Here is a 13918-nt window from a genome sequence, read left to right as displayed (position 1 = left end):
CATTCATATGAGAAATATTTGTCTATAATCAATTATAGGTGTAAATTTTGCCTCAAAGCAAGCAATAAGTACCTGAATAAATGCCTGATTAACTTTCTTCGGGGAAATGGCAACAACGCCGTTTCTTGCCCCTTAGAAATGCCCCACGACAGTGCGGGCGTGCGCCGAAACAGCGCATTTACAACACATGGCATAGCCATAAGACATCGTTTATGGAGAGGTGCTCAGAGGAAGGGGGAGTGCGGACAATACCACTGCACCGGGACAGCGGTATAGACAAGTTGGATCAGCGGTCCCAACTGCAATGCATCACATAGGCGTGGCACTCTGTGCCAAAGACAAAGACGCTCCAGATGGTGCCCAATTGACCGGCCAGACTGCGCTGGCCCGATGATACCAGTTGATACCAGTGCGGCTCGCTGCCCAGCAGCTCGGCCAGTTCGCGCTCGAAACCGTCGAACAAACGCGCGTCGAGCGGCGGGCGGTCGGCCTCGCTGATCGGGTGCAGGCGCTCGAGCAGCCACTGGCGCGGCGTGCACAAGGCACCGCTGCACACGACCGCCTCGATCGGCTGCAGGCGCAAACCGTCCGGCGCTATCTCCAGCACGCGGCACAACGCGTCAAAGGACGCCTGCGGCGCCAGCGCACCCAGATAGGAGCACGTGAAGAAACTGCCATCATCCTTCAGCGCACTGACGGCCAGCAAGTAGCCGTCCATCTGGCGCGCAAAGCCGTGGCAGTCGCTACTCATCAGGCAGGCAGCGACAATCGCGCCGCCGCCTCCAGCAGCAGGCGCGGGTCGCCCGAAGCCAGCTTCTTCGAGTCCGACAGGGTCTGGCGGAAGCCGCGCGCGCCGGGCAGGTTTTGCATCAGGCCCAGCATGTGGCGCGTGATGCTGTTCAGCTTCAAACGTCCCGCTTCCTTCTCCAGCTGCGCACTGATATATGGAATCATCGCCTCGAGCACCTGTTCGCGCGTCTTCACGGGCGTGTCGTCGCCGTAATAACGCTGGTCGAACTGCGCCATCACGTACGGGTTGTGATACGCCTCGCGCCCCAGCATCACGCCATCGAGGTGCTGCAAATGCAGGTCGATCTCATCGAGCGTCTTGATGCCGCCATTGATAATGAACTCGAATTGCGGAAAATCACGCTTCAAGCGGTAGGCGTAGTCATACTTGAGGGGCGGCACTTCACGGTTTTCCTTCGGACTCAGGCCTTTCAGGATGGCATTGCGCGCATGCACGATAAATGTCTTGCAGCCGGCATCAGTCACAGTGCCGACGAAATCGCGCACGAAGTCGTACGACTCGCTGTCATCGATGCCGATGCGGTGCTTCACCGTGACGTCGATATCGACCACGTCACGCATGGCTTTCACGCAGTCGGCCACCAGTTGCGGCTCGGCCATCAGGCAGGCGCCAAAAGCGCCCTTTTGCACACGCTCGGACGGGCAGCCGCAATTGAGGTTGATTTCGTCATAGCCCCATTGCTGGCCCAGCTTCGCGCTGGTGGCCAGGTCCTTCGGGTCGCTGCCGCCCAGCTGCAGCGCCACCGGATGCTCTTCCTCGTTAAAGCGCAAATGGCGTTCCACGTCGCCGTAGACCAGCGCGCCCGTCGTCACCATCTCGGTGTAGAGCCAGGTGTGGCGCGTGATTTCGCGATGGAACTTGCGGCAATGGCGGTCGCTCCAGTCCATCATGGGGGCAACAGACAGGCGGCGGGAAGGCAGGGTTGGGACAGTCACAATACGCTCGCTACAAAAAAGGGAATCCAGAACGGCAAACCCGCTGCGTCGCATCACCGCAAGGTCATGCAAGCACAGCGGGTCTGGTTGGCGCGGCGACGCAGCGCCACGCCACTACAACAATTACGCGTCGCGGCCGGCGCGCTTACGCTCGTTTTCTTTCAGGAAGCGCTTGCGCAGACGGATCGATTTTGGCGTGATTTCAACCAGTTCGTCGTCGGCGATGAATTCCACCGCGTATTCCAGCGACATTTGCACTGGTGGTACCAGACGCACTGCTTCATCGGTACCCGACGAACGCACGTTGGTCAGCTGCTTGCCCTTGATCGGGTTGACGACCAGATCGTTGTCACGCGAGTGAATACCGATGATCATGCCTTCGTACACTGGATCGTTGTGGACCACGAACATGCGGCCGCGATCTTGCAGTTTCCACAGGGCATAGGCAACAGCGGCGCCGTCATCTTGCGAGATCAGCACGCCGTTACGACGGCCAGCCATTTCGCCACGGGTGTTGTCGACTGGCGCGTATTCGTTGAATACGTGGCTCATCAAGCCGGTGCCGCGGGTCAGGGTCATGAATTCGCCCTGGAAGCCGATCAGGCCACGCGCCGGGATCAGATACTCGAGACGCACGCGGCCCTTGCCATCCGATTCCATGTTTTGCAGGTCGCCACGACGACGGCCCAGTTCTTCCATGACGCCGCCCTGGTTGACTTCTTCAACGTCGACCGACAGGTTTTCAAACGGCTCGTGGCGCACGCCATCGACCATCTTGTAGACCACGCGCGGACGCGATACGGCCAGCTCGAAACCTTCGCGACGCATGTTTTCGATCAGAATCGTCAGGTGCAATTCGCCACGGCCCGATACTTCAAAGATCGTGTCGTCGTCGGTCGGCGCTACGCGCAGAGCAACGTTGGCTTTCAGTTCGCGGTCCAGACGGTCACGCAATTGACGCGAGGTCACGAACTTGCCTTCGCGGCCAGCCAGTGGCGAGTTGTTGACCATGAAGTTCATGGTCAGGGTCGGCTCGTCGACGGTCAGCATCGGCAGCGCTTCCGGGGTATCCAGTGCGCACAAGGTCGAACCGATGCCGATTTCGTCGATACCGTTGATCAGGCAGATGTCGCCGGCAACCGCTTCGTCTACCAGCACGCGCTCCAGGCCCTTGAAGTTCAGCACCTGGTTGATGCGGCCCTTGACAGGCGTGGCGCCTGGACCGTTGATGACCAGCACGTCCTGGCCGACCTTGACGGTACCGCGGTTGACGCGGCCAATGCCGATCTTGCCGACGTACGACGAGTAGTCGAGCGAGGTGATTTGCATCTGCAGCGGGCCTTCCGGATTGTCATCACGGACAGGCACGTGTTGCAGGATCGCATCGAACATCGGCTTCATGTCGCCGCTGCGCACGTCTTCGGTCAGGCCGGCATAGCCGTTCAGGCCCGAAGCGTAAATGATAGGGAAATCCAGTTGTTCTTCGGTAGCGCCCAGTTTGTCGAACAGTTCGAACGTCTGGTTGATGGCCCAGTCCGGACGTGCGCCTGGACGGTCGATCTTGTTGACGATGACGATAGGCTTCAGACCCAGTGCCAGCGCTTTGCGCGTGACGAAACGGGTTTGCGGCATCGGGCCTTCTTGTGCATCGATCAGCAGCAATACCGAGTCAACCATCGACAGAACGCGTTCCACTTCGCCGCCGAAGTCGGCGTGGCCTGGGGTGTCGACGATGTTGATGTGGGTGCCTTCGTACTCAACAGCGCAGTTCTTCGACAGAATCGTAATGCCGCGCTCCTTTTCCAGGTCGTTCGAGTCCATGACTCGGGTGTCGACCGCTTGGTTTTCACGGAAGGTGCCGGATTGGCGCAGCAGCTGATCCACCAGCGTGGTTTTGCCGTGGTCAACGTGGGCGATAATGGCGATATTACGAATTGCGCGTTTTGTATTTGACATGGTCGTAGTAGTTACTGAAAAACTGCGGAGTGCGTACAAGGTGTACGAGATACCCGAATGCTAATCTATTTCCGGAACCGCGTAGTATAGCATGTTGCGTTGCAACGCTATTTAAAAATGCTGGCGGCTCCCACAGTCGGGGACGATTTGTTTGAAAAAGCGACACTGGTTGAAAAGTGTATGCAGGGGTCAGACCCTCAATGTCGCCAACTCAGAGGCTTGCGCCAACGGTCGAGGGGGTCTGACCCCAGCTTTTATTGATGCGCCGTGGCAATCAAGCGCTCCGGTGCCAGGATGCTGTATTCCTGCAATTGGCCCGTGCCCAGCAGCTTGCTGCCGTGATACACGCGCACCCTGCCCGGTTCGCTTGGTACGGCAACGTCTTCCTTGCCCAGTGCGATGCGCTGGCCATGCAGGAAACGCTTGGCCAATTCTTCCGTCAGCTGGACGGCGGGGAAACTCGACAATAATGCATCGACGGGCGCCAGCAGGCTTAACGGCGCGGCATGCGCCGTCAGCTCCTCGAGCGTGATGACGCCATCGAGGGTCAGGCTGCCTACTTGCGTGCGGCGCAAGGCGTTCAAATGGCCGCCGCAACCCAAGGCATGGCCGATGTCTTCGCCCAGCACGCGGATATACGTACCCTTGCTGCACATCACGGACAATTTCAGGAACGGGGCTTCATAGCCGAGGAACTCGAGCTTGTGGATGGTCACCGGGCGCGCTTCGCGCTCCAGGGTGATGCCTGCCCTTGCATACTCATATAAGGGCTTGCCATCCCGTTTCAAGGCCGAGTACATGGGCGGCGTCTGCAAAATCGGCCCGCGGAACTGCGCCAGCACGGCTTCAATCTGCTCTTCGGTGACGTTGACGTCGCGCGTTTCCAGCACTGCGCCTTCCGTGTCGCCCGTATCCGTCGTCTGCCCCAGGTGCACCAGGGTTTCGTAGGTTTTATCGGCTTCCAGCAAATCCTGCGAGAACTTCGTGGCCTCGCCAAAACACAGCGGCAGCAAGCCCGTGGCGAACGGATCCAGCGTGCCCGTATGGCCCGCTTTTTTCGCGTTCAGCACGCGCTTGGCCTTGATCAGGGCGTCGTTGCTGGACCAGCCCACGGGCTTATCCAACAGCAAGACGCCATCGACCAGGTCGCGCACCCGCTTGATGCCGGGCGGTTTCTTCGGACCCGCCACGTTTATTGCTCGTCCGCTTTGTCTGCTGGCTTTTCGTCCGGCTCGGCATCCGCCGCGCGCGTGGCGTTGGCCTTGTCGATCAGCAAGGACATTTCCATGCCGCGCGAGGTCGAGCTGTCGTGCACGAAATGCAACATCGGCAGGGTATGGATGTGCAGGCGCTTGCCCAGCAAGCCACGGATGAAGCCAGACGCGGCCATCAGGCCTTCGGTGGTGTTCTTGATGGCTTCCTTGCTGTCTTTCAACATCGTGAAAAACACCTTGGCATGCGCGTAATCGGGCGTGATCTGTACCTCGGTGATGGTGATCATCGTGCCCACGCGCGGGTCTTTCAATTCGTAGGCGACGATTTCAGCCAGATCGCGCTGGATCTGGTCGGCCACGCGCAAGCCGCGCGCTGGCATGGTTTTGCTATGTTTAGCCATGATATATGCTGTCCTAAGTGCCGCAGGGCGCATGAGTCAAACGGTTGCCCGTTGACCAATGCGCCCCACGTGTTTGCGCGGACAACAATATGTCCGCGCCATTGTTCTTGCTGAGATTACAGGGTACGAGCGATTTCCTGGACTTCGAACACTTCCAGTGTGTCGCCAACCTGAATGTCGTTGTAGTTCTTCAGCGACAGGCCGCACTCCAGACCGGCGCGAACTTCTTTCGCATCGTCCTTGAAGCGCTTCAGGGAATCGATCTCGCCGCTCCATACCACGATGTTGTTGCGCAACAGGCGGACGGAAGAAGCACGCTTGACCACGCCATCGGTGACCAGGCAACCGGCAATCGCGCCCACTTTCGAGACCAGGATAACCTGGCGGATCTCGACCTGGCCGATGACCGTTTCGCGTTTCTCTGGCGCCAACATGCCCGACAACGCCGATCTGATCTCGTCGATCGCATCGTAAATGATGTTGTAGTAGCGAATGTCCACGCCATTCGACTCGGCCAGCTTGCGTGCCTGGGCATCAGCACGGGCGTTGAAGCCGATGATGACCGCTTTCGAGGCGACTGCCAGGTTGACGTCCGATTCCGTGATACCACCGACTGCTGCGTGAACAACTTGTACGCGCACTTCGGAGGTCGACAGTTTCTGCAGCGAACCAACCAGCGCTTCTTGCGAACCTTGCACGTCGGTTTTGATGATCAGCGGCAAGTTTTTCACTTCGCCTTCGGCCATCTGGTCGAACATGTTTTCCAGTTTCGCAGCTTGCTGTTTCGCCAGTTTCACGTCGCGGAACTTACCTTGACGGAACAGACCAATTTCACGCGCCTTGCGCTCGTCCGCCATGACAACGACTTCTTCACCGGCAACCGGCACTTCCGTCAAGCCCTGGATTTCGACCGGAATCGAAGGACCAGCTTCAGCGATGGACTTGCCGTTCTCGTCCAGCATGGCGCGAACGCGGCCATACGAAGAGCCAGCCAGAATCACGTCGCCGCGTTTCAGGGTACCGGACTGCACCAGGATCGTCGCGACAGGACCACGGCCCTTGTCCAGACGTGCCTCGACTACCAGGCCGCGCGCAGGCGCATCGACCGGTGCCGTCAGTTCCAGCACTTCGGCTTGCAACAGCACTTGTTCCAGCAGGTCGTCGATACCTTGACCCGTTTTGGCCGAGACCGGCACGAATGGCGATTCGCCACCGTATTCTTCCGGCACGACTTGTTCGGCGACCAGTTCCTGCGTCACGCGGTCCACGTTGCCACCCGGTTTGTCGACCTTGTTGATCGCCACCACCAGCGGCACGCCGGCTGCTTTCGCATGGGCAATCGCTTCTTTCGTTTGCGGCATCACGCCATCGTCGGCGGCAACCACCAGAATGACGATGTCGGTTGCCTTCGCGCCACGGGCACGCATTGCGGTAAACGCTTCGTGGCCCGGGGTGTCGAGGAAGGTGATCATGCCGCGTGGCGTATCGACGTGGTAAGCGCCGATATGCTGCGTAATGCCGCCCGCTTCGCCGGATGCCACCTTGGCGCGACGAATGTAATCGAGCAGCGAGGTCTTGCCATGGTCGACGTGACCCATGACGGTGACCACCGGTGCGCGCGGCTTCAACTCGAAGTGCGCGTGTTCGCCCACATCGGCCAGCAGCGCTTCCGGATCGTCCTGTTCGGCGGCGAACGCCTTGTGGCCCATTTCTTCCACCAGAATCATGGCGGTTTCCTGGTCCAGCACCTGGTTGATCGTGCACATCTGGCCCAATTTCATCAAATGCTTGATGACTTCGGATGCCTTGACGGACATTTTGTGCGCCAATTCGGCCACGGTGATCGTTTCCGGTACGTGCACGTCCTTGACGACGGCTTCCGTAGGTGCCTGGAAGTTCGATTCACGGTCGTCATGGTGCGTCGGGCGACGGCCCTTCGCGCCACCGCGCCAGCTGTCACGGCCGCCCGGGCCGCTATTGCCGCGTGGCTTGGGACCACCGGTGGTGCCGCGTTTTTTCGCGTCATCGGACCAGGTGGACGACACATTGGCTGACTTGATGGATTTCTTGTCTGCAACAGCAGGCTTCTTGTCGCCCGGCTTGTCGCCAGGTTTCTTGTCAGCAGGCTTGTGCAAGGTGCCTTCCGGCGCCTTCGGCTTCACCGGAACCGGTACGGGTTCAGGTGCCTTGATGGCGCGGCGTGGCGCGTTCATCATGGCCTTGATCTGGGCAACTTCGTCGGCAACAGCCTTGCGTGCACGGTCGGTGGCTTCCGCTTTGTCAGCGGCTTCCTTGGCGGCAACAGCAGCGGCAGCGGCTTTCTTCTTCGCTTCTTCAGCGGCAGCAGCTTTTTTCGCTTCGGCAGCGGCGTCGTCAACGACAGGCGCAGCGGCGCTGGCGGCAGGCGCAGCAGCAGCCTTGGCAGCCGCTTTCTTCGCTTCCGCTTCAGCTTCTTTCTTCGCAGCCAATTCAGCCTGTTGCGTGGCTTTCGCCTGAGCTTCTTTTTCCGCGTCGAGCTTGGCCAGACGTTCTTGCTTTTCGCGCAGATCGGCTTCCTGGCGGGCGATCAGTTCAGCCTGTTTACGGGCATCTTCTTCACGGCGCGCCACGTCGGCGGGATCGATCACCGGTGCGGCAGGCGCGACCGGTTCTGCTGCGACCGGCGCAGCTTCGTCACGCTGGACGAAAGTGCGTTTCTTGCGCACTTCCACCTGGATGGTGCGCGACTTGCCGGTGGCGTCAGCTTGCTTGATTTCAGTCGTTTCCTTGCGGGTCACGGTGATTTTTTTCTTTTCTGTGTCAGCCGCTGCGCCGTGTGTGCGGCGCAGATGATCCAAAAGCTTGTCCTTATCATCTTTCGACAATGGATCTGACGTCGAACTTTTCTCGACGCCGGCAGAACGCAGCTGCGTCAGCAGCAAATCTGCAGGCATCTTCAGTTCGGTGGCAAATTGGGCTACGTTGTTACTCGCCATTCAGTCCTCTTTTCTATGTGTCGCGGAGATGATAAAGATACTCAAATTAAGCCTTTGCGGATTCGGCCAGACTCCATGCCTTGGCTTGCAACGCCTTGGCACGATCGTCATATTTCGAGTCAACCAACTTCATCTCATCGTCGGTCACATCTTTAAATTCACTTGTAATCAGTTCACGCGCACGGTCCGCAGACAAGGCCAGGATTGCGCCAAATTCGTCGTATGCCAGTGCTGCAAATGCTTCAACGGTCTTGATACCAGCCAGACCCAGCTTGCCGGCGGTAATGCGGTCCATGCCTTCCAGACCCACCAACGCCTCGTCCATGCCTTCCAGACCCTCTTCCGAAGCAATTGCTTCGGTCACGAGCGCATCACGCGCACGGGTACGGAGTTCATTGACGGTATCTTCGTCAAACGATTCGATTTCCAGCATTTCGGAAATTGGCACGTAAGCGATTTCTTCCAGACTGGCGAAACCTTCTTCCACCAGAATATCGGCCACTTCCTGGTCGACATCGAGCTTTTCCATGAACAGGATGCGCACGGCAGCCGTTTCCTGGGCAGCTTTGTCAGCCGATTCTTCGGCCGTCATGATGTTGATCTTCCAGCCAGTCAGGTCCGAGGCCAGGCGCACGTTCTGGCCGGAACGGCCGATCGCGATTGCCAGGTTTTCTTCGTCCACGACGACATCCATCGCGTGTTTTTCTTCATCGACCATGATCGACGACACGTTTGCCGGCGCCAGGGCGCCGATGACGAACTGCGCCGGATCGTCCGACCACAGCACGATATCGACACGTTCGCCGCCGAGTTCGCCGGTGACAGCCTGCACGCGCGAACCGCGCATGCCGACGCAAGTACCGATCGGGTCGATGCGCTTGTCGGCCGTGTAGACGGCAATCTTGGCGCGTACGCCGGCATCGCGGGCTGCGGATTTGATTTCCAGCATGCCTTGCTCGATTTCCGGCACTTCCAGTTCAAACAGCTTCATGATGAATTCTGGCGCGGTGCGCGACAGGATCACTTGCGGGCCGCGCATGTTGCGGTCGATGCGCAAGATGTATGCACGAACACGGTCGCCGATACGCAGATTCTCTTTCGGGATCATCTGGTCGCGTGGCAGACGCGCTTCGATCTTGCCCGATTCGACGATGGCATCGCCACGTTCCATGCGCTTGATGGTGCCGGTGACGAGCGAATCGCCGCGCTCCAGGAAGTCGACCAGGATCTGTTCACGTTCGGCATCACGCACGCGCTGCAGGACGACCTGTTTGGTATCCTGGGCGAAACGGCGGCCGAATTCAACGGATTCGATCGGTTCTTCGATGTGGTCATCGACTTCGATATCGGAAATCTGTTCTTTTGCCTCGAAATGCAGGATCTCCTGATCCGGCAATTGCAGGCCCGCTTCATCGGGCACCACGTGCCAGCGGCGGAACGATTCGAATTCGCCCGTTTCGCGGTCGATCGAAACGCGGATGTCTACCTCACCCTCATACCGTTTCTTCGTGGCTTGCGCCAACGCGAATTCGAGGGCGCCGAAGACGACATCTTTATCGACGTTTTTTTCGCGCGCCAGCGCGTCAACCAATAATAAAACTTCGCGGCTCATGCTTTGCGTCCCTTAAAAACCACCTGCGGCACCAAGCGTGCCTTATCCACATCCGCGAGCGTAAACTCCAACATCGCCGGACCATCCTTACCTTCAAATTCCAACGACAATTTATCGCCCACGGGTTCTTGCAAGATCCCCTGGAACGATTTCCGGTTGTTCGTACCCGGCATCGCCACAGTCAGCTTGACGATGATTTCCTGGCCTGCGAAACGGACAAAGTCTTCCAGCTTGCGCACCGGACGATCCAGACCCGGGGAAGAAATCTCGAGACGCTCGTAAGGAACGTTCTCTACCGTCAACACATGCGATAACTGGTGACTCACCGCGGCACAGTCTTCGACCGTGATCGGACCTTTTTCAGCGGCATCGGCGGCGCTGAAATCAATAAAGACGCGCAGCAGCCCGCGCTCGGCACGTTCGACATCAACGAGCTCATAGCCCAGACCTGTAACTGTCTTTTCAATTAATCCCAACTGCTGCAAGAAATTCTCCAGAAATAAGGCCCGTTTTCGGCATGACAGCGCCGCATTGAGCGCCGACAACATGCAAAAACACGCATTCAAGTCATATATGGCCCCTTGCGGAGCCATGACAAACGGTTCAACAAAAAAAAAATGGGCATCTGCCCATCTTCTTGTATTTCCCCAACCAGATAAGCACTCCCCACCAAACAACCCTGCGGAGAACTTTTATTAGGCTGCAGATTATAACCTCTTATTAACTTCGCCGCAATGCCGCACACAAGGAGCGGCCCGGCTTACAACAGTTACAAGAGCACGCGCCCGCAGCAGATTATCGGGCGCGTAAGAAGAAATTCACTGAATTAACCTTTGCTGCGGCGGCGCGGCATGCCATCCATGCCGCCACGGTCCATGCCGCCACGCGGCTGGCCACCGGAACGCGCTTGCCCACCGGCGCCGCCCGCATTGCGGCGCGGACCCGTGTTGGCGAAGCCGAAGGTCGTTTGCAGCGGATCGGGCTGACGCGGACCACGCTGCGGCGCGCGGCCTTCAGCACCGGCCGGACGTCCCTGACCCTGGCCTGCCGCACGCGGCGGACGACCCTGGCCTTGCGGCGCACCTTCGAACGATGCCGACGAGCGCGGCTGACCACCCTGGAACGGACCTTGCGGCTGGCCACGACCCGGACCACGCGCTTCGCCTGGACGAGCGGTGCCACCTGGACGACCCTGGCCTTGCGGACGGGCAAACTGACCCTGCGGCTGGCCACGACGCGGTGCGACGGGGAACGGATCGGCGTTGCGGTTACTCACATCGATGCGGTTGCCATTCGGCTCATCATCGCGGCTGGCCTTGCGCGCTTCGCGGCCCTTGGCGGCACCAGCGGCACGGGGGTCGCCCGATGCCGGCATTTTCTTTTCGATGCCGTAGGCCGTCAGCAGGTCGCGCACGGTGTTTTCATCCATTTCTTCCCAACGGCCCCGTTTCAGGCCGCTCGGCAGGGTCATGGCGCCGTAGCGGGTACGGATCAGGCGCGAGACGGTCAGGCCGATGGCTTCAAACATGCGGCGCACTTCGCGGTTGCGGCCTTCGCCGATCACCACGCGGTACCACTTGTTGATGCCTTCGCCGCCACCATCGGCGATCTTCGAGAACTGCGCCAGGCCATCTTCCAGCTCGACGCCGGCCAGCAGCTTCTGGCGCATGCCCTCTTCCAGCTCGCCCAGGGTACGCACGGCGTACTCGCGGTCGATGCCGTAGCGTGGGTGCATCAGGCGGTTGGCCAGGTCACCGGACGTGGTAAACAGCAGCAAGCCTTCGGTGTTGAAGTCGAGGCGACCAACGGCCAGCCACTTGCCTGCCTTCATGGTCGGCAAGCGATCAAATACGGATGGACGGCCGTCAGGGTCATTATGGCTGACGATTTCGCCGGCCGGCTTGTGGTACACCAGCACGCGTGGCGGCTTCTTGCTGACGCGGCGCTGGATCAACTTGCCATTGATGCGCACGTGGTCGCTCGGCAGGATGCGCTGGCCGATGTGGGCTGGCTCGCCATTCACGGACACGCGGCCCGACATGATCAGGTCTTCCATGTCGCGGCGCGAACCGAGACCGGCTTCGGCCAGCACCTTGTGCAGCTTCGGCGCGTCGTCGTCGGACGTCAGGTCGCGGCGCACGGCCACTTTCTGCACGCGGCCCGTGCCGCCCTCTTCGCTGTCGAACGCGTCGGAGGTGACAAACGAGAACACGGCGTCAGCATCGCTGAGCTTGCCGGGCGCAGCTTGGCGGCCCTTGCCCTTTTTACGGCTCTTGCCGGCATTTTTGCCAGCACCCGGCACGTCATTGCGCGGACCGCGCGGCAGGCGCGGGCCGGAAACGAGGTTGCCGTCGGCATCGAACACATCGGCGACAGGCGCGGCAACTTGCTCGGCGGCAGGCACTGTTGCAACTGCGTCAATAGCCTGTGGCGCTTCAGCGCGCGGCGGTTGGCGCAGCGCGCGTTCCGCTTGCACGCCACGCATCTGGCGCGGACCGCGGGTCGGGCGTGCTTCGGCCGGCTTGTCAGCGACGACTTCCGGCGCCGTTTCAGCGACGGCAGCAGCGGCCTTGGCGGCGGCGCGGGCGCGCGGCGGACGCGGTGCAGGGGTGCTGGCAACTTCGGCAACCGCCTCGGCAGCCGCTTCCGCGGCGTCGGCCACGGCCTTCAGGGCTGGCTTGGCGCGGGTTTTCTTGACGGCAGGGGCAGCTTCGGCAGCAGAATCGCCAGCAGCAGCGACTGGCGCGTCGGCGGCCACGTCGGCTTTCGTGCGGCGCTTCGGCTTGGCAGCGACGCTGTCGCCGGCAGCAACGGTTGCAACGGCAGCAGCCGCATCGGCTTCGATCTGGGCCTTGGTGCGGCGCTTGGACTTGACAACGATGGCTTCGTCGCTGGCGATTACTGTCTCGGGTGTGTTCGGATTATTCATTCTTCGTTTCTTGGCTGTGCTGACCTGGCGCAGCGTCAACCGTTAGTTCTGGCGCAGGGTCGTGAGTGTAGGCTTCGTCCATGGGCGAAGCATCGGGGCCGGCATCAAGGCTTGCTGTCACATCTGTCACAGCCGTATTGCTACCTGCACCAAGCTGGGAGGCAAGCTCATTGCTTGCCTTGTCAAAATTTTCCTGCAAGGCCGCTTCCAGGGCTTCGAGCCCATTGCCCTGCATTTCACTGATTTGCTGCAAAGGCGGCAGCTGGGACAGCGAATGCAAACCCAGGTCATCCAAAAACTGCTTGGTGGTGGCCAGCAAGGCCGGCCGTCCCACCACGTCGCGGTAGCCGATGGCATCGACCCAGCCACGGTCTTCCAGCATCTTGATCGTCTGCGAATTGACGGCAACGCCGCGAATTTCCTCGATATCGCCGCGCGTCACCGGCTGGCGGTAGGCGATGATGGCCAAGGTTTCCAGGGTCGCCCGCGAATACTTGGGCGGCCGCTCGGGCGTCATGCGATCGAGATACATCTTCATTTCCGGGCGGCTTTGAAAGCGCCAGCCCGAGGCCAGACTGACGATCTCGATGCCGCGCCCTTCCCACTCCTGCCGCAATTCTTCCAGCAATTGCTTGATCGTGTCAGCACCGACGCCGACGCCGCGCACGCGACCATTCTCGTCCGCATCGACGAACAGCTTTTTCAGGCTGTGGATCGTCAGCGACTCACGAGCGCACAGCAACGCGGTTTCGAGGACTTTTTTAGCCTCAATTGTATTCATAGCAATTCTGTGCGGATGTGTGTTGCAATTCGTATGCAGAGAAAGAAATCAAAAACGTTCATTTCAACGTAACAGATGGCAGACATCAATGATGACGCCGTGCTGGGTTACTAGTTGAGGCTGTTTTTCCGACGCCTTGGCCGATGCGCGCAAAGCGGGACTGAAACGGATGCAGTGAAAGTCCTGCCACCCATGGTGCTGGCCTTAAATAACCAGCAACGAAACGAACTCCGGAGCAGCTGCTTTTCCCGTGGCGAGCAAGCAGCCAGACAGGAGAGCGACAGTCGTCGTTTCATCCAACGAT

Annotated in this window: 10 protein-coding genes; all 10 read right to left on the bottom strand. The window is 59.7% G+C overall.

Annotated features, from left to right (window positions below; translation table 11 throughout):
* Positions 1-286: 286 nt before the first annotated feature.
* Positions 287-751, bottom strand: coding sequence for a hypothetical protein (locus ACQ4WP_RS22150; protein ID WP_436524428.1), 465 nt, complete (start codon positions 749-751; stop codon positions 287-289).
* On the bottom strand, positions 751-1701 hold the full coding sequence (gene dusA, locus ACQ4WP_RS22145; protein WP_436524463.1) for a tRNA dihydrouridine(20/20a) synthase DusA: 951 nt from the start codon (positions 1699-1701) through the stop codon (positions 751-753). The genes ACQ4WP_RS22150 and dusA overlap by 1 nt, the downstream gene beginning before the upstream one ends.
* Positions 1702-1869: 168 nt before the next feature.
* The gene (gene typA / locus ACQ4WP_RS22140; RefSeq protein ID WP_426074319.1) at positions 1870-3702 is read right to left on the bottom strand and encodes a translational GTPase TypA; all 1833 of its coding nucleotides are present in this window, start codon (positions 3700-3702) and stop codon (positions 1870-1872) included.
* Positions 3703-3956: 254 nt separating this feature from the next.
* Entirely contained in the window at positions 3957-4892 is a 936-nt protein-coding gene (gene truB, locus ACQ4WP_RS22135; protein ID WP_436524426.1) for a tRNA pseudouridine(55) synthase TruB, read from the bottom strand.
* 2 nt (positions 4893-4894) lie between these two features.
* On the bottom strand, positions 4895-5317 hold the full coding sequence (rbfA, locus tag ACQ4WP_RS22130; protein ID WP_034782531.1) for a 30S ribosome-binding factor RbfA: 423 nt from the start codon (positions 5315-5317) through the stop codon (positions 4895-4897).
* A 116-nt stretch (positions 5318-5433) separates the two neighbouring features.
* Entirely contained in the window at positions 5434-8292 is a 2859-nt protein-coding gene (gene infB, locus ACQ4WP_RS22125) for a translation initiation factor IF-2 (protein WP_436524424.1), read from the bottom strand.
* 46 nt (positions 8293-8338) lie between these two features.
* Positions 8339-9904 carry a transcription termination factor NusA gene (gene nusA, locus ACQ4WP_RS22120; RefSeq protein WP_436524422.1) on the bottom strand — a complete coding sequence of 522 codons (1566 nt, stop codon included), beginning with the start codon at positions 9902-9904 and terminating at the stop codon, positions 8339-8341.
* Positions 9901-10389, bottom strand: a complete 489-nt coding sequence (gene rimP, locus ACQ4WP_RS22115; RefSeq protein ID WP_426074316.1) for a ribosome maturation factor RimP — start codon at positions 10387-10389, stop codon at positions 9901-9903. Before rimP ends, nusA begins: the two co-directional genes overlap by 4 nt.
* Before the next feature lie 341 nt (positions 10390-10730).
* Positions 10731-12833 (bottom strand): 23S rRNA pseudouridine(2605) synthase RluB, encoded by a 2103-nt coding sequence (gene rluB / locus ACQ4WP_RS22110; RefSeq protein ID WP_436524420.1) that lies wholly within the window; start codon positions 12831-12833, stop codon positions 10731-10733.
* The gene (gene scpB / locus ACQ4WP_RS22105) at positions 12826-13614 is read right to left on the bottom strand and encodes an SMC-Scp complex subunit ScpB (RefSeq protein WP_436524418.1); all 789 of its coding nucleotides are present in this window, start codon (positions 13612-13614) and stop codon (positions 12826-12828) included. The genes rluB and scpB overlap by 8 nt, the downstream gene beginning before the upstream one ends.
* Between the last annotated feature and the right edge of the window lie 304 nt (positions 13615-13918).

The sequence above is a fragment of the Janthinobacterium lyxosi genome, assembly GCF_051380665.1.
Classification (GTDB): domain Bacteria; phylum Pseudomonadota; class Gammaproteobacteria; order Burkholderiales; family Burkholderiaceae_D; genus Janthinobacterium.
This window is presented reverse-complemented; position numbering and strand designations above follow the sequence as displayed.